Source organism: Aquabacter sp. L1I39 (genome assembly GCF_017742835.1).
In the GTDB taxonomy this organism is placed as follows: domain Bacteria; phylum Pseudomonadota; class Alphaproteobacteria; order Rhizobiales; family Xanthobacteraceae; genus L1I39.
In genome coordinates this window covers 123411-142002 of the sequence record NZ_CP072392.1, presented here as the reverse complement: position 1 = coordinate 142002, position 18592 = coordinate 123411, and the positions used below count along the sequence as shown (strand labels likewise).

18 protein-coding genes are annotated in these 18592 nt (G+C 66.6%); 8 read left to right on the top strand and 10 right to left on the bottom strand.

Annotated elements, in window-relative coordinates; translation table 11 throughout:
• Nucleotides 1–8: 8 nt before the first annotated feature.
• From J5J86_RS00665 to J5J86_RS00655, 3 genes are all read right to left on the bottom strand, one after another.
• Nucleotides 9–707: a DUF2793 domain-containing protein gene (locus tag J5J86_RS00665; RefSeq protein ID WP_209102998.1), complete on the bottom strand. Its 699-nt coding sequence runs from the start codon at nucleotides 705–707 to the stop codon at nucleotides 9–11.
• Nucleotides 708–785: 78 nt separating this feature from the next.
• On the bottom strand, nucleotides 786–3452 hold the full coding sequence (locus J5J86_RS00660) for a baseplate multidomain protein megatron (RefSeq protein WP_209102997.1): 2667 nt from the start codon (nucleotides 3450–3452) through the stop codon (nucleotides 786–788).
• A gap of 64 nt (nucleotides 3453–3516) precedes the next feature.
• Nucleotides 3517–3831: a head-tail joining protein gene (locus J5J86_RS00655; protein ID WP_209102996.1), complete on the bottom strand. Its 315-nt coding sequence runs from the start codon at nucleotides 3829–3831 to the stop codon at nucleotides 3517–3519.
• A 59-nt stretch (nucleotides 3832–3890) separates the two neighbouring features.
• On the opposite strand from J5J86_RS00655, the gene J5J86_RS00650 reads away from it, so the two are divergent.
• Both J5J86_RS00650 and J5J86_RS00645 read left to right on the top strand, forming a co-directional pair.
• Nucleotides 3891–4271, top strand: a complete 381-nt coding sequence (locus J5J86_RS00650) for an MbcA/ParS/Xre antitoxin family protein (protein WP_209102995.1) — start codon at nucleotides 3891–3893, stop codon at nucleotides 4269–4271.
• Complete coding sequence (locus J5J86_RS00645) at nucleotides 4231–5007, top strand: RES family NAD+ phosphorylase (protein WP_209102994.1); 777 nt, start codon at nucleotides 4231–4233, stop codon at nucleotides 5005–5007. The genes J5J86_RS00650 and J5J86_RS00645 overlap by 41 nt, the downstream gene beginning before the upstream one ends.
• On the opposite strand, the gene J5J86_RS00640 is transcribed toward J5J86_RS00645, so the two are convergent.
• From J5J86_RS00640 to J5J86_RS00630, 3 genes are read right to left on the bottom strand one after another with little or no spacing between them, the layout of a single operon-like run.
• Nucleotides 5004–5339 (bottom strand): DUF2190 family protein, encoded by a 336-nt coding sequence (locus J5J86_RS00640; RefSeq protein WP_209102993.1) that lies wholly within the window; start codon nucleotides 5337–5339, stop codon nucleotides 5004–5006. The genes J5J86_RS00645 and J5J86_RS00640 overlap by 4 nt on opposite strands.
• Before the next feature lie 48 nt (nucleotides 5340–5387).
• A complete protein-coding gene (locus J5J86_RS00635; RefSeq protein ID WP_209102992.1) occupies nucleotides 5388–5879 on the bottom strand; it encodes a phage major capsid protein in 492 nt (163 codons plus the stop codon).
• Entirely contained in the window at nucleotides 5876–6919 is a 1044-nt protein-coding gene (locus J5J86_RS00630) for a restriction endonuclease subunit S (protein WP_209102991.1), read from the bottom strand. Before J5J86_RS00630 ends, J5J86_RS00635 begins: the two co-directional genes overlap by 4 nt.
• A 706-nt stretch (nucleotides 6920–7625) precedes the next feature.
• Between J5J86_RS00630 and J5J86_RS00625 the strand changes: the two genes are divergently transcribed.
• Nucleotides 7626–8339, top strand: a complete 714-nt coding sequence (locus tag J5J86_RS00625) for a GntR family transcriptional regulator (RefSeq protein WP_209102990.1) — start codon at nucleotides 7626–7628, stop codon at nucleotides 8337–8339.
• On the opposite strand, the gene J5J86_RS00620 is transcribed toward J5J86_RS00625, so the two are convergent.
• The 4 genes from J5J86_RS00620 to J5J86_RS00605 all read right to left on the bottom strand — a co-directional run bounded on the left by J5J86_RS00620 (nucleotide 8321) and on the right by J5J86_RS00605 (nucleotide 11977).
• Entirely contained in the window at nucleotides 8321–9196 is an 876-nt protein-coding gene (locus tag J5J86_RS00620; protein WP_209102989.1) for a DMT family transporter, read from the bottom strand. The two genes, J5J86_RS00625 and J5J86_RS00620, sit on opposite strands and share 19 nt — an antisense overlap.
• Before the next feature lie 101 nt (nucleotides 9197–9297).
• Entirely contained in the window at nucleotides 9298–10155 is an 858-nt protein-coding gene (locus tag J5J86_RS00615; protein ID WP_247657840.1) for an ABC transporter permease, read from the bottom strand.
• On the bottom strand, nucleotides 10152–10931 hold the full coding sequence (locus tag J5J86_RS00610) for an ABC transporter ATP-binding protein (protein ID WP_209105157.1): 780 nt from the start codon (nucleotides 10929–10931) through the stop codon (nucleotides 10152–10154). The genes J5J86_RS00615 and J5J86_RS00610 overlap by 4 nt, the downstream gene beginning before the upstream one ends.
• A gap of 44 nt (nucleotides 10932–10975) precedes the next feature.
• Nucleotides 10976–11977 carry an ABC transporter substrate-binding protein gene (locus J5J86_RS00605; protein WP_247657838.1) on the bottom strand — a complete coding sequence of 334 codons (1002 nt, stop codon included), beginning with the start codon at nucleotides 11975–11977 and terminating at the stop codon, nucleotides 10976–10978.
• Between the two features lie 164 nt (nucleotides 11978–12141).
• Between J5J86_RS00605 and J5J86_RS00600 the strand changes: the two genes are divergently transcribed.
• The 5 genes from J5J86_RS00600 to J5J86_RS00580 are packed head-to-tail and all read left to right on the top strand — an operon-like array spanning nucleotide 12142 to nucleotide 18510.
• Complete coding sequence (locus J5J86_RS00600) at nucleotides 12142–14253, top strand: hydantoinase/oxoprolinase family protein (RefSeq protein ID WP_247657835.1); 2112 nt, start codon at nucleotides 12142–12144, stop codon at nucleotides 14251–14253.
• A gap of 11 nt (nucleotides 14254–14264) precedes the next feature.
• On the top strand, nucleotides 14265–16034 hold the full coding sequence (locus J5J86_RS00595; RefSeq protein ID WP_209102988.1) for a hydantoinase B/oxoprolinase family protein: 1770 nt from the start codon (nucleotides 14265–14267) through the stop codon (nucleotides 16032–16034).
• Nucleotides 16031–16873 (top strand): sugar phosphate isomerase/epimerase family protein, encoded by an 843-nt coding sequence (locus J5J86_RS00590; protein WP_209102987.1) that lies wholly within the window; start codon nucleotides 16031–16033, stop codon nucleotides 16871–16873. Before J5J86_RS00595 ends, J5J86_RS00590 begins: the two co-directional genes overlap by 4 nt.
• Before the next feature lie 17 nt (nucleotides 16874–16890).
• Complete coding sequence (locus tag J5J86_RS00585; protein WP_247657833.1) at nucleotides 16891–17703, top strand: TetR/AcrR family transcriptional regulator; 813 nt, start codon at nucleotides 16891–16893, stop codon at nucleotides 17701–17703.
• Nucleotides 17704–18510 (top strand): aldolase, encoded by an 807-nt coding sequence (locus J5J86_RS00580; RefSeq protein WP_209102986.1) that lies wholly within the window; start codon nucleotides 17704–17706, stop codon nucleotides 18508–18510.
• The last annotated feature ends 82 nt before the right edge of the window (nucleotides 18511–18592 follow it).

The following is an 18592-nucleotide window of genomic DNA, read 5'->3' as shown; positions in this document are numbered from 1 at the left end:
GGTTCAGATCACGCGGTCGGCGCAGTGAAGGCGAGCGCGTAGAGGACGACGCGCACGCGGCCTGCCGTGAAGTTGCCGCCAGCCGCCGTGACCCGGATCGGCGTGTTGGCGTAGAAGGCGGTCGGGCCGATCACGCCGATGTTGTTCGAACCAACCGCGATGCCGAGCGAGCCGCCGAACTGGCTGGTGTTGCCGGCGACGCCTACCGAGTAGGATGTTGCACCTGTGATCGCTTGGGTGGTTCGCGAGGCAACGGCCAGCACGATCATGCGGTCGGCGATCACGGCGGTGGTCGTGTCGACGAAGGCGCCGGTCAGAACGAGTTCTTGCTCAAGCGCCACCAGCCGGATCGCGCCGCCATTGGGCGTGCCGACGATGCGATCGCGCCATTCGGCGTCCGCCCAGACGACCGTGAGCCGCTCGTCCTCGACATCATAGCGCCAGCCGGTGACGGGCACGTAGAACGCCCAGGCATTGACGTTCCAGTGGGCGATCCGGCCCGCTTGTCCGGCCCATGCGCCGGTCGCGCCGGAGGGCACGATCCAGCGCTCGCCGTTGACAGGTGATCCGGGCGGGGTTGTCAGCGTCCGGCTGCGCACGCTGCCCTGCACGAGCGCATCGAGCCGGATCAGCGCCTCGTTATGTGTAACCTCCTTCTGCGCCTGCCCCTGCAGGATGAAGGGAAGGCCAAGGTTCGGTGTGGTCATGACGGCTCCTTCAAGGCGCTCGGTCGGAGCGCCTTGGTCGGGTTTCGGGATCAGATGGCCGGCGTCAGATGATCGGGGTCAGAGCGTCGCCACGGCCGGCGTGCCACGTCCGATCGCGGTCGAGAGCTGGACGACGCGGACGGTGACGCTCGCCTGCGCCGATCCGAAATCGGTGACCTGCTGGGCGGCGGTGTAGATCGCGGCAGGCGCGGACGCGGGAAGCGTGCGCACCACGGTCGCGCCGTTCATCACGTCGACCTCGTAGCGCTCGGTCTCTTCGTTGACGGGAACATCCGTCAGATCGCGCCACCAGCCGCCATAGCGGGTGCGGCGGACCCAGCTGATCGACAGATCGCCCGCGCCATTGCGCGCGCCCCGCACATGCGCGGGCGACCATGGCTTCAGGGCCTCGCCGCCATTCGCAAAGCTGATCTGTCCGGACTGATCGCCGGTCGGCCCCTGCGGCGCCGGCGCGAAACGCCAGGCGATGGCGAGGCCAATGCTGGAAGCCGAGAAGGTCGGCCGCTCAAGCCGGCCGGGATCGAGCAGCACGAAGCGCGAGCCGATCGGATGTGTCGCGATCCGGTGCTCCGTCCCGAGCCGCCCGCGCAGCAGGCGTGAGAGTCGATAGCGTCCCGGCCCGATCAGCACCGCGTTGGCGAACTGGATGATCTCGCCATTGATCAGCGCGCCGTTCGCGCCATCGAGGATACGGGCATCGGGCAAGCTTTCGAGCGAGCCGAAGGCGAGTTGCACCTCGACAGTGTTGCCATTGTCCCAGACATGCGCCGGTCCCGGCGCCAGCGCGGTCACGGCGTCGCCGATCACCGAGGCCACGTCGGCGACGCCAGAGACGGTGTAGTCGAGCCCGTCCGCTGTGGGCCGAAACAGCGAGACGCCCCGGAACGGCGCGCCGCCGAGCGAGCACGCGGCCATGTAGAACGAGGTCGCTTCGCCTGCCTCGGCTTCCGTCAGCAACGGCAGGTCCATCAGTTCGACCCGCGTCGGCGCGGCGGTGTCGGGCACGTTCGGCTGCAGGTCGCCCGATCCGGTCGGAACGGTGACGAACTGCGGCAGGTCGCCATCGGTCGCGACGCCGCGCACCAGCACGAGCCCCGGCTTGCCATAGGTCACGGACGTCACCCGGAAGCGGCGGATCGCGCCATCGACCGGCACTTCAATCACGTCGGTCGGATCGATGCGGATGGCCCGGGTCGGCAGCTTGGCTTCCAGCGTGACGCGGCCTTGCCAGATCTCCCGGAGCGCGCGCTGGGCGATGGTCTGGGCTTCCTCGACCGAGAGGATCAGCGGCAGCGAGAAGGTCGTGACGCTGCGCGATGTGCCAAGCTGCCGCCGGCCCGTGACGGTCGAACTCTGGTAGTCGCGGGCCTCGTCGAGATGCACGACATCGATCGAGATCGGCAGTTCGACATCCTGCGCGCGCTCGATGCGGATGCGCGCCCGGTCGCCATCGCCTTCCGCCGCGCCGAGATCGTTGCCGTCGATGGCGACGATGGTGCCGCCGCCGCGCTTGACGAAGCGCAGCACCCCGCCGCTCTCCACAGCGTCGAAGAAGAACGCGGTCTGCAGGACGGAGATCATCTCGCGCAGCGACTTGCGCTCTGACACCACGTAGCCGGACACCTCGTCAGTGAGGCTCGTCACGTCGATGTCGGCATTGGAAAGCCCGGCGCGAAGGCACAGATCGCGCACGATCTCGGAGAGCTGCATGTTGCCGATCTTTCCCTGAACCCAATGGCCGAGGCGATAATTGTCGCCGTCCTGCCAGACCCGTTTCAGCGACGGGAAGAAGGGGTAAGGCCTCGCATCCCAGCACCAGAGGAAGCGCGGCCCGACCATCCGCCGCCCCTGGCCGTCGAACGGATTGTTCGAGAGGTTGCGCCACCAATCCTCGGTGCCCTTGATGGCGACGCGCTGGACCACGCGGTCGACGGATCGGTTCGAGTACCAGGGGTAGAAGCTCTCGGCGGATTTCGGATCGACGAAGACATTCGGGCGGTTCGGCGAGCAATGGACCGACGGGAAGCCGTATTCGGTGAGCCAGATCGGCTTCATCCGCGGCGTCCATGCGCTCGCAGGTCCCGTCGGCACGCCTGCCACGCGCGGGGTGTGGGCGTTGTCCCACCACCAGCGCAGGTCCTTGAGCGCCCAGAACTGTTCGGTGATCGGCGCTTGGATGCGGTTGGCGCCGCGCCCACCGAGATCCCGGTCGGCCTCGCTCGCATAGAAGTAGCTGATCAGTTCGCCCGAACCCCAGCCCGCGCCGATCGCCGCCGGGTCGGTCAGCGAGCGGTCGGCGTCGGTGATGGGGAAATAGGCGTCGATGCCGACTGCATCGATGTTGCTGTCGGCCCAGAGGGCGTCGAGCGGGAAGTCCACATTTGCACCGCCCCGATCATGATAGCGGTATTCCGACCAGTCGGCGGCGTAGGTGACGGTGCAGTTCGCCCCGAGCCGCGTCTTAGCCTCCGCCGCGATCTGTCGCCAGAACGGCACGGCAGGATAGACCCCGCCCGCATCCCGGATGCGGTTGATGCCGACCATCTCCGAGCCGACGGCGAAGGCGTCGACGCCGCCCGCCTGCTCGCAGAGCGTCATGCAGTGGCGGATGAAGCGCAGATACCCCGCCGGGCGGTTAAAGAACCCGGCCACATCCGCCGCAGGGCCGGTGATCCTGCCGCGCCAGGGGAACGGCGCCGGATCGGGCGGCGGGATGTCCATCATGATGAAGGGATAGAAGAGGACCTTGTAGCCCCGCGCTTTCAGCTCCTGAACTGCCCGGATGGGATCAGACCTTGACCGCCTCGCAGGAGAGGACGAGCCCCATGGGATCGGATGCCGGCGAGCCGATGATTTTGAAGGTCTCCGTCCCGATCACGACGAGATCGCCCTCATCGATTGCCGCAGCATCGGTCCTGCGCAGGTCGATGAGAACGGTCGCCATCAAGGCGCGGGACGCGCCGAACTCGACCACGGCGTCCGGGCGGCGGCGGATGACGCGAACGGGGACACTCGGGCCGACGCCGCCTGCTTGCCATATGGCGGTTTCGCCGAGGTTTGGGTCCGCGAACAGGGTGTCGAGCGCGGCACGAAAGGCCTCCACGGATTTTCCTTTCCTTAGGAAGTTTCATGCCATATAGTTTTTCTAGAAAGGAGACGCCCATGACAACTCTTCTGTCCGCCGCCGCCCGCCCGGAAGCCGGCCCGGTTGTCACCAAGGCTGCTCTTCGTGCCGCGGATCAGTTGGGCGTGACCGCACGGATCCTCGCCACCGTCATCGGTGTCAGCGAGGCGACGGTCTCGCGCATGAAGCGCGGCGAATTCGGTCTTGAGCCTGGGACGAAGCCGTTCGAGCTGGCGATCCTCTTCGTGCGTCTGTTCCGCTCCCTCGACGCAATTGCGGGAGGCGACGCCAGGATCGCGGCAAGCTGGCTCGTCAATCCCAACACCGCTCTCGACGCCCAGCCGATCGAGAAGGTGCAAACCGTGAGCGGACTCGTCGATGTCATTGCCTATCTGGACGCGCGTCGCGCTCTCGTCTGAGTTCCGTCGCTTCGACGGCGCGTGCTGGCGGCTCGTCGAGGCTCAGCACCGTGTCTCGACCTTGAAGCTGACCGACACGCTCGCTGAACAGTCCTTGCTAGAAGACCTAATCGAGGAGACGAAACCCGCGATCCCGCCGGACTGCCGCCATCTTGATTTCCTGCTGGCGACGCCGTTCCGCTATGGCGCGATCTATCCTACAGGGTCCCGCTTTCGGCGCGCAGGGCGCACGCTTGGCGTCTACTACGCGGCGGAACACCCGGCGACCGCCGTCGCCGAGATGGCGTTCTACCGGCTCCTGTTCTTCGCCGAGTCGCCCGCCACGCCCTGGCCCTCCGACGCGGCCGAGTACACGGCCTTCTCGGCTGCGGTGTCGAGTGAGCGACTGCTCGATCTGATGAGCGAACCGCTCTCGCAAGACAGCGGCCTCTGGACGGATCTCACCGACTACGGTCCCTGCCAGGCCTTCGCTGACGCCGCCCGATCGGCGGATGCTGATGTGATCCGCTATCAGTCGGTGCGCGATCCAGATCGACGGGCCAATCTCGCGATCCTGATGTGCCGCGCCTTCGCAAGGCCTGCACCGGTCGACCGACAAACTTGGCGCATTCGGCTCAGCCCATCCGGTGTCCAGGCCCTATGCGAGTTCCCTCGACAGGGGGTTGAGTTTCCGCGTGGAACCTTCGGCGCCGATTCGCGGATAGCGACCCTCAACTGGGACCGTGGCGACCTTTAGGCCACGCCGTTCAGCCGCACACGGCCGATCGTATCGTTGGCGCCGCCTGCTACGGGCTCGGTCGCTGCGCCGATCAGGGTGTTCGATGCGATCACGGTCGTCGCGAGACGTGCGGCGTTGTCCCAGTAGATGCGCGCGCCGACGACCCATGCCTGGGACGGGGCCTTGCGCAGTTCGACGACGCCTTCTGTGAGGGTCTCGACCTCGGCGTTGATGGCAGCCGATCCGGTCGCGATGCCGAAGATCGCGCCGACCAGCAGTCCGTCACCGGAAGCCACGGCATAGGGGGCGGGAAGCGTGATGGTGTTGCCGGGCTGGATGTAGCCGCGCATGGGACTTCTCCGAGGGGGTCAGGTGTTGGGGAAGAGTTCCGGCGGCGATTACGCGCCGGGATTGCGGTAGAGGCCGCGCCAGTCGATCGCCTTCGCGCCGAAGTCGAGGCGGCACTTGATCTCGACACCGTCGACGTCGAAGCCGTTGCGCGTCTCGATGTAGGCGCCCTGCTGGCCTTCGAGATAGGCGTACTCGATGGTGTCGATCTGGGCGGGGTTCGCTGCCAGATACCAGGCGGTAAGGCTCGCGGCGTCGAGACGAGGCTCGGAGATCGGCGTCAGAGTTCGGATCGAGGACGGGACCACGTTGCCGGTCTGGGCAGGCACGAGGTTTTGCGCCACCAGCTGCTCGGCGGCGAGTTCGAGCGATGCCGGCACGATGAGATAGGCGGGCCGGACATTGAGGATAGTCTTCTTGTCAAGCCCCGTCTGCCGGGCCATGGCCGCGCGCGCCGCGCCGATCGCGGTGACGCTGAGCGCGGTGGCCGGGTTCGCCAGATTGCCGTGGTTCTGGTGGAACAGCGCAATGGAGTCGCTCATGGCGGCGTTGGCCAGGATGATGCCCCAGACCACAGCCGTGCGCGCGCAAGTTCAGTTTGCCCGGTACTGCCTTCACCGAGCGCCTCAATTTCCGTTTCACGGCTGGTTAGGTTCAGTCCGAGATAGGACGAGCTGACGAGGCTCGGGTCAGCACGAACCACTGTAACGTGACTGTCTACAATAGTGGGTTCTTCCAGCTCAACAATTTGGGCAACACGCCCGAGAGTGCCTACCCCTGTCGAGTTGACCAGTACATCTCCAATCGCAAGCAATCGGCCATCTATCATCCGTCTCTCTGGGTCATGGCGGCGTGCTGGGCCGGGATCCACCTGCCGATCCCGAATGCATTTCTGGTTCAGAACGCGCACTCCGCCTGCGGCTGCATAGGAAGGCGAAATGCCTCTGCGAAGTTCGGTTGTCATCGCTCCAAGGTTGGCCATTCCCCACCCCTCCGGCTTACCTTCATCGTCGAGGCGGTCAGGGAAGAGGGACCAGATGTCCGGGGCGAGGTAGGGCGGGCGGCCTTCCATCTTGGCGCGGGTCGGGCCGAAATCGACGAACCAATCCTTGAAGATCGCCCGCGCCATCGCCTCCAGCGTCTCGTTCATCCGCCGGTTAAGCCTTATTTTCTCGTCGAGCGTCGACATAAGCGCGCCAATGGGGCGCTGGAGTTCCATCGGTGGTATAGAGAGCACGAGAGATCGTTGAGAGGTCAAGCTTACGTAGCCTGCCATATCGGTTTCGCCCGAGCGAACCTGGAATTCTTCGGCGAATTTCGGCCATCTCATATATAGAAAATCTTGATTTAAAATATCTTCGTTTGTGCTTCGCCAGAATGTTGTTTGTGGGCTGCACACAAACTCCGGGGCATCTAAGGGTGCTCGCGCTATTCTCCCAACTGTGCCCTTGTGCGAAATTATGACGTCTCCAGGTTTCCCAATTCCTTTAGTGATGCGTTCCCGAGCCCTATTGTTTATCTTCGACGCACTGTCAAACAGAACAGCGCCATCTGACATGTCGGCCGCCCTGATAAAGGCCACACCGATATCCCCAAACTCGTCAGGCCTCGGCCTCGACTCCCCATGGTTTCCATCTTCGACGCGCAATATGCCCCTTGACTGAAGATTGATGACAGTATCGATTATCCATTCACTCATTGATGACGACCTTAGCGAGTGTTTGGCGGATGATCGCGGCAAGTCGATCTGTCTCACGAAAATGGATTTCTAGCTCTGCCTGAAAACGCGATAGCCTCTCTACGCTCAGGACCTATTAATGTCGTTCTGGATGTGATTCACAGTCTCCATTGAGGGGCCGAGGCCACAAATCCCCGCGCGGGAGCGGACGGAGCGAGGCTCCGACGTCTTACCCATTACCCATCTGGCGCGCCGCCGCGCGCCGGCCGCTCCCGCATCCCTCCACCTCGCCATCGGCGGGGATGTTGGTGCTGGGGCGTTCGCGTTCATGCTTCCCCCTCCCCAACCCTCCCCCGCTTCGCGGGAGAGGGGGCCGGTCGCGCTGGGGGAGAGGTCGGGGTGACAGCTGCCATGGCGGGCAAAGTCCCACCCTGACCGGGCGCACGAACGTTCCCTCTCCCGCAAAGCGGGGGAGGGCTAGGGAGGGGGCAAAGCGCGGGAGGGATAGTGAGAGGGCAAAAAGCCCGAGCGGGAGAAAGGCGGGAGGAGGCGCGACACAAGGCAGCAGCCCGAACACGACACACGGGAGGAGAGGACCAGGAGCACGGCCATGGATCAGCCCACAGCCTCAGGAGCAGCCGGCGATGACGGCTTCAAGGTGGCTCGCTTCGCCGCGCCGCTCCGCCATGGCGTGGTGGAAAGCATCCGCACCGCCATCGCCCTCGGCCGCTTCCGTGCCGGCGAGCGGCTCCCCGAGCGGACCTTGTGCGATTTGACGGGCGTCAGCCGCACCTTGGTGCGGGAAGCCCTCAGGCAGCTGGAATCCGAAGGGCTGGTGACGGTGCTGCCCCATCGCGGGCCCATCGTCGCGGGCCTCACGCCCGAGCAGGCGGAAGGCATCTATGAGGTGCGCTGCGAGCTGGAGGGGCTGGCGAGCCTTCTCTTCGCGCAGCGGGCCGATGGGGCGGCGCGGGTGGCCCTGCACGCGGCGCTCGAGGGCCTGAAGTCCGCGAGCCTTGCCACCGATCCCATTGCGTGGCTGACCGCCAAGACCCAATTCTATGATGACCTCATCGCGGGATCGGGCAATGCGGCGGTGGGACAGAGCCTGCATCTGCTCAATTGCCGCATCACGGTGCTGCGCGCCACCTCGCTGGAGGCGCCGGGCCGAGCGGAGCAGTCCATCGCCGAACTCGCCGCCTTGGTGGAGGCGCTGATGGCGCGGGACGGCGTGGCGGCGCGGGAAGCGGCGCGCCATCATGTTCGCATGGCGGCAAGCGTCGCCATCGCAAACCTGCGTCGCTCTCAGGAGGGCGCGGAGTGAGGCGGCGTGCCCCGGTTGGACAGAATGAGTCCGCCCACGATGGCGGCCGCGCCCACCAGCTGGAACAGGGCCAGCGGCTCGCCCAGCAGCGTCACCGACAGGACCAGCGAGGCGAGGGGCATCAGATAGAGGAACGGACCCGCCCGCTCCGCGCCGAGCCGGGACGCGCCGAAGATCCAGAACAGATTGCCCACCAGGGTCGGGCCGAAGGCGATATAGGCCGTGGCCGCCGCTACGTCGGTGGGCGGATGGAGGGACAAAAGCGGGTCCGCGCCACCCAGCAGCAGGAAGCCCGCATAGACCGGCAGGATGATGAAGACGAAACCGCTGCCGGCCGTCAGCGTGGTCAGGCTGAGCGCCGGGATGGGCAGCGGCCGGGCGCCGAGCGCCAGGGTGTACCAGGCAAAGACCATGGCCCCGAGCAGGGACCAGAGATTGCCGATGCGGAATTCGAGCACCGACAGGCCGGCAAGGGACCCCTTCATGAGGATCACCACCACGCCCGCCAGTGCCAGGAGCACGCCCGCAATCTGCCGGCCCGTCACCCTGGGCGCGCCGGCCAGCGCCGTGAGCACCACCACCCAGACCGGCGTGGTGGCATTCAGCAGCCCCACCTCCAAGGCAAGGCTGTAATAGGCCCCGGCATAGAGAAAGAGCGAGAACATGCCGACGCCGAGGATGCCGAGCAGCACGATCCGCCCGGCATGGGCGCGCACCACGGCCCGGTGCCGCCACAGGCCGGGCAAGGCGAAGGGAAGCAGCACCGCCAAGGCAAGGCCCCAGCGCCAGAAGATGAGCGAAGCCAGCGGCAGCGCCTCATGGATGGCCCGCGCCGCCACATGGTTGCTGCCCCACAATATGGCGGTGGCAATCAGCGCCAGGCGCGCGGAAACGGCCTGCGGCCGGAGGGTCGCCCGTCCGGCCGCAGCTGGGGTCGCTAGGGGTTCCGCCGGCCCGCTCAGTGTCCGCCCCCATGAGCCGCGCGCTGGGAGACGTGCCAGGGCAGGAGCAAGGTCTCAAGTCCTTCCACGATGTAGAAGAGCAAGGTGCCGAGAAGGCCGAGCAGGATCAGGCACACGAAGACGCGCGGCGTGTCGAACTGGCCCTGCGCGGTGAGGATGGCAAAGCCGAGGCCCTCCGATCCCGCCACGAACTCGCCCACGATGGCCCCCACCAGCGCGAAGGAGATGGCCACCTTCAGCCCGGCAAAGACGCTGGGCAGGGCATTGGGAAAGCGGATCTTGCGCAGGATGTCGAAGGTGGAGGCGCGGCTTGCCTTGGCGAGATTGACCATGTCCGGGTCGACGGTGCGCAGGCCCAGCACCGCGTCGATCACCACCGAGAACAAAGCCAGCATCAGGGCGATGGCGATCTTGGGTTCGATGCCGGTGCCCATCCAGATGACGAAGAGCGGCGCCAGCGCCACCTTCGGCACGGAATTGAGCGCCACCAGCAGCGTATAGACCGTGCGCTCCAGGAAGCGGGAATGCACGATGCCCACCGCCAGCGTCAGGCCCAGCACCACCGCAAGGCCGAAGCCGGCCAGCGTCGTGTAGAGCGTGAACAGGGTCTGGCGCAGGAAATAGCTGGGCGCCAGCAGGAACTCCTCCAGAATCAAGGCCGGCGAGGGCAGGATGATGGGCGCCGGCTGGAAGATGCGCACCGCGCCCTCCCACAGCACCAGCACACCGAGGATGAGCCCGACCACCATGCCCGCCTCCCGCAGCGCCGCCAGCAGGCGGGGCATGACGCGGCTGGGCATCTGGCCGGGGGCTTCCTGGCTGGCGGGCATGACGGCAGTCTCCGGTCCGCTCATGAGGCATCATCCTTCAGCACGCCGAGGCTGGCAAACAGATGGCGGATATGGGCGGTGTACCGCCCGAACTCCGGCGTCTCGCGCAAGGCGAGGTGGCGGGGCCGGGGCAGGTCGATGTCGATGACCTCCACCACCCGGCCGGGATTGCGATCCATCATCACCACCCGGTCGGACAGGAAGACGGCTTCCGCAATGCCGTGGGTGACGAAGACCACGGTCTTTCGCGTATCCTGCCAGATGCGCGCCAGCTCCAAATTGAGGTCGTCCCGCGTCATGGCGTCGAGGGCGCCGAACGGCTCGTCCATGAGCAGGAGCTTGGGGTCGCACAATAGCGCCCGGCAGATGGCCGCCCGCTGGCGCATGCCGCCGGACAATTCCCAAGGGTGGCGGTTCTCGAACCCGCCGAGCCCGAACCGCTGGAGCAACTGCCCCGCCCGCTCGCGCATGGCGGCACGGTTGAGGCCGGCAAACTCGGCGGTGATGAGCACATTGTCCAGGATGGTGCGCCAGTCCAGCAGCACGTCCCGCTGGAACACGATGCCCATGTCCTCCGGCGGCCCCTTCAAGGGACGCCCCTGCACCGCGATCTGCCCGCCGCTCACCGGCTCAAGGCCGGCGATGCACTTGAGCAGCGTGGACTTGCCGCAGCCGGAGGGGCCGAGGATGGAGACGAACTCCCCCTCGCGCACGGCGAGCCCGATGTCCTTGAGGGCATGGACCGGCCCGCGGGGCGACCCGTAGGTCTTGCGGACCTGTTCGATGGAGAGATAGGCCATGGCCGTCCGTGCGGGAGCGGGATGGGGGGTGGGGGTGTGCGCGTTCACTTCACGAAGTCATTGGTGAAGTAAGAGGACGGGTCCACACCCGGCTTGATGGCACCCGCCGCTTCCAGCGACTTCTGCGCCCTCGTCCAGTCCTCGGGCGACTGGTAGCCGATGGGCTTGCCCTTGGTGTTGGGGGTGTCGAAGAAGTCGATGGTCAGCTTGATCTGGTCCATCAGCACCTTCTTGTTCAGCTTGGCATCGGGCCGCTGCTTGATGATTGCATCCGCCGCCTCTTCCACATGGCCGTCCTTGATATAGGCCCAGGCCTTCTGCTGCACGCTCACCAGGGACTGAAGCGCCGCCTTGCGGCCCTCGATGGTCTTCTCGGTGGCGATGAGGCCATAGCTCGGAAAGGCGATGCCCACGTCCTCGGCGAGGATGGCCTTGGAGGGACGGGCGGCCTCCGCCACCGGCAAGGCGGAGGGCTCGGTGGACATGAGGCCGTCGGCCCGCTTGGCGGTGTAGGTGCCCCAGAGCGCGGCGGGGTCCACGAACAACACGTTCACCGTCGTGCGGTCGAGCCCGCCCTGCTTCAGCCAGTAGTCGATGAAGGGCGCCCAGGGGCTGGCGGCGAACACGACCAGGCTCTTGCCCTTGAAGTCGGCCACCTTGGAGATGGGCGAGTCCTTGTCCACCAGCACAGCAAGGTCGGTGCGCTTATCCCAGCCGGCGAAGCCCTTGGCGGTGGAGCCGTTCTCCCGGGCCTGCGGCAAGAGGCCGAGCTGGATCTGGCCCACATCCACCTGGCCGGCATTGACCAGTTGCAGCGTGTTGCCCGAGCCGCGGCCATCCTGGACGTCCACGTCGAGCCCGGCCTCCTTGAACCAGCCCTTCTCCTTGGCCAGGTGCATGCCCGCATGCACGCCCCAGGGGGAGAAATCGAGCCGGACGGTGAGCTTCTCCTCGGCCCGCAGCGGCGCGGCGGAGAGGGTGGCGGCGAGGAGGGTGGCGATGGCGCAGGAGCGCGCGAGAAGGCCGCCGAAAGCGAACATGCTCATGCTGTGTGGTCCCCTTCTGGATTTTGAAATGAGACTACATGGTCCAATTCCATGCGCAAGACGTTTTCTACGCCACCATCTGCAAACATTTCGTGCGCATGATCTCTTGACGGGAAATCCGCCTATAACTAACCATTTAGTCCAATAATTCCGGAGGCATCACCGTGGCAGTCTCATTGAGCCCAGCGCCGGACGGGCGCGCACCGTCCGGGTCCGGCGCGCGCATCGGCGTCGACATTGGCGGGACCTTCACGGATCTCGTCCTCGCCGATGGCGCGGGCGCCGTCTTCCATCGCAAGGTGTCCTCGACGCCGGCGGCGCCCGAGGCGGCGGTGCTGGAAGGGGTGGCGGCCATCATCGCGGACGCCGGGCTCGACCCGGCTGACATCGCCGAGGTGGTTCACGGCACGACGGTGGGCTCCAACACGTTGCTCCAGAAGGTGGGCGCGCCCACCGGCCTCATCACCACGCGCGGCTTCCGCGACGTGCTGGAGATCGGCCGCCTGCGGACCCCGTCCATGTTCGACCTGCAATGGGAGAAGCCCCAGCCCCTGGTCGCCCGGCGCCATCGCCGCGAGGTGACAGAGCGCATCGCCGCCGACGGGACCATCCTCGTTCCCCTCGACGAGGCGGAACTGATGGCGGCGGCCGAGGATCTGGTGGCGGCGGGGCTGACCTCGCTCGCCTTGTGCTTCCTCAACAGCTACCGCAATCCCGTGCATGAGCGCCGCGCAGAGCTGCTGCTGGCGGAACGCTTCCCGAAGGTGCGCATCACCTCTTCGGTCTCGGTGCTGCCGGAAGCCAAGGAATATGAGCGCACCTCCACCACGGTGGTGAATGCCTATGTGCGGCCGGTGCTGGAGCAGTATCTGACGCGCCTGGAGCAGGGGCTCGCGGCGGCCGGTGTCAGCGCGCCCTTGCTGGTGTGCAATTCCAACGGGGCGCTCGCCTCCTCCCAGACGGCGCGGGAAAAGCCGGTCTTCTTCATCTCCTCCGGCCGGGCGGCCGGCGTGGTGGGCGGCTCGCGCCTTGGCGAGGCCTTGGAGCTGAAGGATCTGGTGGTGTTCGACATGGGCGGCACCACCGCCTCCGCCTCCCTGGTGCAAGGGGGCGAACTGATGCGGGTGAGCGAGTACGAGTTCCGCGCCGGCATCTCCACGCCCAGCCGCTTCATCAAGGCCGGCGGCTACATGATGAGCGTGCCCACCGTGGACGTGGCCGAGGTGGGCTCGGGCGCCGGGTCCGTCGCCTATGTGGACGAAGGCGGGCTGATGCGCGTCGGGCCGGTCTCGGCGGGGGCGGATCCCGGTCCCGTCTGCTACGGCATTGGCGGCACGCGGCCGACCGTCACCGATGCGAACCTGGTGCTCGGCTATCTGCCGGCCGCCCTCGCTGGCGGGGCGCGGCCCTTGTCGGTGGAGGCCTCCCGCGCGGCCATGTCCCGCGATCTCGGTACCCCCTTCGGCCTCAGCGCGGAAGCCGCCGCCCATGGCGTGCGCGAAGTGGTGAATGCCAACATGGCCCGCGCCATCCGCGCGGTGACGGTGGAGCGCGGCGTTGACCCGCGTGACTTCACGCTGGTGGCCATTGGTGGTTCAGGGCCGGTCCACGCGGCCGACATCGCCCGGCTGCTGGCCATGCCCCGCGTGCTGGTGCCGGCCTCACCCGGCGTCTTCACCGCCATGGGCATGCTGGCGGGGGATGTGGAGCGCTACTTCATCCGTCCCTTCCCGTGTCGGCTCGACGCGCTGGATACGGAGGCGGTGGAGGCGGTGCTGGCCGAGCTTTCCGACGAAGCGCGCCGCGCGCTTGAGGAAGAAGGCGTCGCGGCGGACCATGTGCGCCTCTCGCCCGAGATCGACATGCGCTTCCGGGGGCAGGAAGTGTCGCTGGCGGTGCCCTATCGCGCCGGTGACGTGGCCTCTCTCAAGGCCGCCTTCACCAGCGCCTATGAGGCCATCTATTCCTACTCCTCCGCGGACACCATCGAGGTGGTGAGCCTGCGCCTGATCGGGCGGGGGCTGCGGCCCGGCAAGCTGGACTTCAAGGCGCGCCGCGCGGAAGCGGCTCAGGCGGCGGAGCCTATCGGCGTGCGCACCGTTCATTTCGGCGCCGAGCGGGGCACGCGGGAGACCCCGGTCTATGACCGGCGTGCCTGCCCGGCCTCCCTCACCGGCCCGGCCATCCTGGAAGGAGCGGACAGCACGGTGGTGATCCCGCCGGATGCCACTGCCGAGGTCGACGCCCACAACAATCTCCTCATCACGCTGAGCTGACGGAGCCCGCCATGATCCACGCCCAGCCGACACCGCCCGTCAGCCCGCAGCCGAGCGCGTCGCTCGATCCCATCACCTTCGCGGTTCTCAAAAGCGCGTTCGAATCCATCGTCGATGACATGGCCTATACGGTTATGCGCACGGCCCGCTCGCCCATCGTGCGCGACGTGCTCGATTATTCCGCCACCATGTGCGACGCCGAGGGCCGCATCCTCGCCCAGGCCAAGACGGTGGCGCTGCATCTGGGCGCCGTGCCCGACGCCATGGCGGCGCTCCAGCGCCATTATGGCGACGACCTCCATCCCGGCGACGTGATCATCTTCAACGACCCCTATGATGGCGGCATGCATCTGCCGGACATCTTCATGTTCAAGCCCATCTTCGACGGGGCGCGGCATGTGGGTTATGCGGTGGTCATCTGCCACCATTGCGACGTGGGCGGCCGGGTGCCTGGCTCGAACGCCTCGGATTCCACGGAGATCTTCCAGGAGGGGCTGCGCATTCCGCCCTTGAAGCTGTTCGACAAGGGGGTGCGCAACAAGACCTTGTTCGACATCATCTCCAAGAATGTGCGTCTGCCGGATCTGGTAATCGGCGATCTGGAGGCGCAGCTCGCCACCTGCGCGCTGGGTGAGCGCGAGTTCCTGCGTCTCACCGGCCGCTACGGCATCGAGATGGTGGAACGCTTCCTGGCCGAGTTCCTGGATTATGGCGAGCGCCTGACCCGCCGCGCCTTCGCCCGCTGGCCGGACGGGCGCTACAGCTTCACCGATTACATTGACGGCGATGGCTTCGACGAGGCGCCCATTCCCATCCATGTGACCATTACCGTGGCGGGCGACCAGATCGGCGTGGACTTCGAGGGCTCGGCGCCGCAGGTGAAGGGCGCCATCAACTCGACCTTGTCCTTCGTGAAGTCCGCCACTTATCTGGCGGTGCGCTGCGTGCTGGATCCGGACGTGCCCAACAATGCGGGCGTCTATCGCTGCATCGATGTGAGCGCGCCCAAGGGTTCGCTGCTCAATCCGGAATTCCCCGCGCCCGTCGCCGCCCGCGCGCTCACCGGCTACCGTGTGGTGGACACGGTGCTGGGCGCCCTGGCGGCCATCGTCCCCGAGCGGGTCTGCGCGGCCGGGGAGGGGGGCAATTCGGTGGTCTGCCTCGGCGGCTACGACAAGGCGACGCGCGAGCCCTTCATCGTTGTGGACATGATCAATGGCGCGCTCGGGGGCAGAGCCACCAAGGATGGCATCGACGCCGTCACCAATCCCTCCCAGAACATGTCCAACATGCCGGTTGAGATCATGGAGGCAACCTATCCCCTCATGATCGAGGAATATGCCCTGCGGGCCGATTCGTGTGGGGCCGGCCACAACCGGGGCGGGCTCGGCGTCGTGCGCCAGTATCGCCTGCTGGCCGAGGAGGCGGTGATGCAACTGCGCGCCGACCGCTATCTGAACCAACCCTATGGCCTGTTCGGCGGCGGGCCCGGCGCGCCCTCCCGCAACCTCTTGAACGAGACTGGCACGGTGGAGCTTCTCGCCAGCAAGGTGACGCGCACCGTCCATCGCGGTGCGGTGCTGCGCCATGAACAGGCGGGCGGCGGCGGCTATGGCGACCCGCTGGAGCGCGATCCTGCCCGTGTGCTGGAAGACGTGATCGACGGCAAGGTGAGCGAGGCCTTTGCCCGCGAGGGATTCGCCGTCGTCATCGCCGACGGTCGCGTGGACGAGGTGCGGACCAAGGCATTGCGCAGCGCCCGGCGCGGGGCGCAGGCATGACTGCGCTCTCGCGCTTCGCCATCAACCAGATCACCACCCGCGACCTGACCCTGGCGCAGGCGGTGGATGTCTATGCCCGATTGGGGGTCGGTGGCATTGGCGTGTGGACGCGATATCTGGAGGGCATCGGCGCGCCGGCCGCCGCGCGGCTCATCCGCGATGCCGGTCTGTTTGTGCCTTGCCTGTGCACCACCGCCTGGGTCAACCTGACCGACACGACGGCTTTTTCCGCCGCGCTCGACGAGAACCGCCGCCGGCTGGACGCCGCCGCCGAGATCGGCGCCAAGTGCCTGGTGGTGGTGCCCGGCGGGCTCGCCACGTGCGAGAAGCACCTGTCCGCCGCCCGCGCCCGCGTGGCCGATGCGCTGCACACCTTGCTGCCTCATGCCCGCGCCTGCGGCGTGGATCTGGGGTTGGAGCCGCTCCATCCCATGTATGCGGCCGAGCGGTCCTGCCTCAACACCACCCGCGCCTGCCTGGACCTGATGGACGAGCTCGGCGCCGGGACGGGGCTGGTGGCGGATGTCTATCATTGCTGGTGGGACCCGGATTTCCCCGACGGCCTGCGCCGGGCAGGGCCGGAGCGCATCCTCACCTTCCATCTGTGCGACTGGCTGGTGCCCACCCGCGACCTCTACCAGGATCGGGGCATGGTGGGGGACGGGGTGATCGACTTGGCCGGCTTCCGCCGGGTGCTGGACGAGATCGGCTATGATGGGCCGTTCGAGGTGGAGATCTTCTCCCGCCTGGACTGGTGGCAGCGCGATGGCGCGGAAACCGCACGCATCTGTGTGGAACGGTGCGCACCCTTGGTTGCACCCCGACCAATGCCGGTATGATGGCGCGGAGTTGAACCATGCCGGACGTCGCCATGCCCCAAGAGCCGCCAGACACGCCGTCGGACCTCCCCGAGGCCGAGCGCCCGTCTAAGGGAAAGCGCAAGCCGGCCGCGACCTCCGGGGAACCGGTGCGCAAGCGCGACACCATCCAGACCCAGGAACGGATTCTTGCCGCCGCCCAGGCGGAGTTCGCCCGGCGCAGCTATGACGGGGCGCGGGTGGATGCCATCATCGCTCGGGCCAAGGTGAGCAAGAACCTGCTCTACCACCACTTCCGGTCCAAGGAAGAGCTCTATGTCCGGGTGCTGGAGCGCACCTATGAGACCCTGCGCCGCCGCCAGGGCGACGTGCCGCTGACCGGCCTCGACCCGGTGGAGGCCATGCGGCGCCTGTGCGAGACCACTTTCCAGACTTTCGTGGACGAGCCGGACGTGATCGTCATGCTCAACACGGAAAACCTCTATCGCGGTAAGCACATCACCAAGTCGCCCATCATCCGCTCGCTCTATAATCGCCTGTCGGATTCAATCCAGACCATCCTGGCGGAGGGGGAGCGGCAAGGGGTGTTTCGCGCCGGCATCGATCCGGTGGAGCTCTATATCTCCATGTCCGGCCTCGGCTATTTCTACCTGTCCAACAAATATACCCTGTCCATGATCTTCGACCGCGACCTGAAACGGCCGGAGAACATTGCGCGGCGCAAGGCGCATATCGTGGACATGGTGCTCGCCTATCTCACCTCCGGGGCGGAAAAGCCGCTGCCCGCCGCACCGCAGGATGCGCCGGAGACGAAATCCACCCCGCGCCGCAAGAAGAAGGAGGAGACCTGAATGGCCCATGCCCTGAACAAGGACGCCCACGCGCCCGACGCCGCCCCCGCAATGGTGCCCAATCGCCCCGATCTCGACAGCGAGACCGTCTGGAATGCACGGGTGGAGCTTGCCGCCTGCTTCCGTTTTGCGGCCCGCCTCGGCATGCATGAGGGCATCTGCAACCACTTCTCCGCCGTCGTTCCCGGCTATGACGACCTGTTCCTGGTCAATCCCTATGGCTATGCCTTCGCGGAACTGAAGGCCTCCCACCTCCTGGTGTGCGACTTCCACGGCAATGTGCTCTCCGGGGAAGGCGTGCCGGAGGCGACCGCCTTCTACATCCATGCCCGCCTGCACAAGAACGTGCCGCGCGCCAAGGTCGCCTTTCACACCCACATGCCCTACGCCACCGCGCTCAGCATGACCGCCGGCGATCCCCTCATCTATGCCGGCCAGACGGCGCTGAAATTCTACGGCCGCGTCGTCGTGGACGAGGACTATAACGGCCTTGCCCTGGACGCCACCGAAGGCGACCGCATCGCCGCTTCGGTGGGGGATGCGGACATCGTCTTCATGAAGCATCACGGCGTGATGGTGCTGGGTCCCAACATCGCCGAGGCATGGGACGATCTCTATTATCTTGAGCGGGCCTGCGAGGTGCAGTGCCTGGCGCTGGGCACTGGCCGTCCGGTCATTCCGGTGAAGCCGGAGATTGCCGCCGCCGCCGCACGCCAGATGCGGGAAGGCGATCCCGAATCCGCCCGCCTTCACCTCGCCAGCATGAGGCGCACTCTCGATCGCGAGGAGCCCGACTACCGCACTTGATTGGGGGCCATTGGGCGGCGGCGCGAAAAGTGCCGCCTGTCCCCTTGCGTCCCTAGTATGATGATTTTACAAAAACGTATGA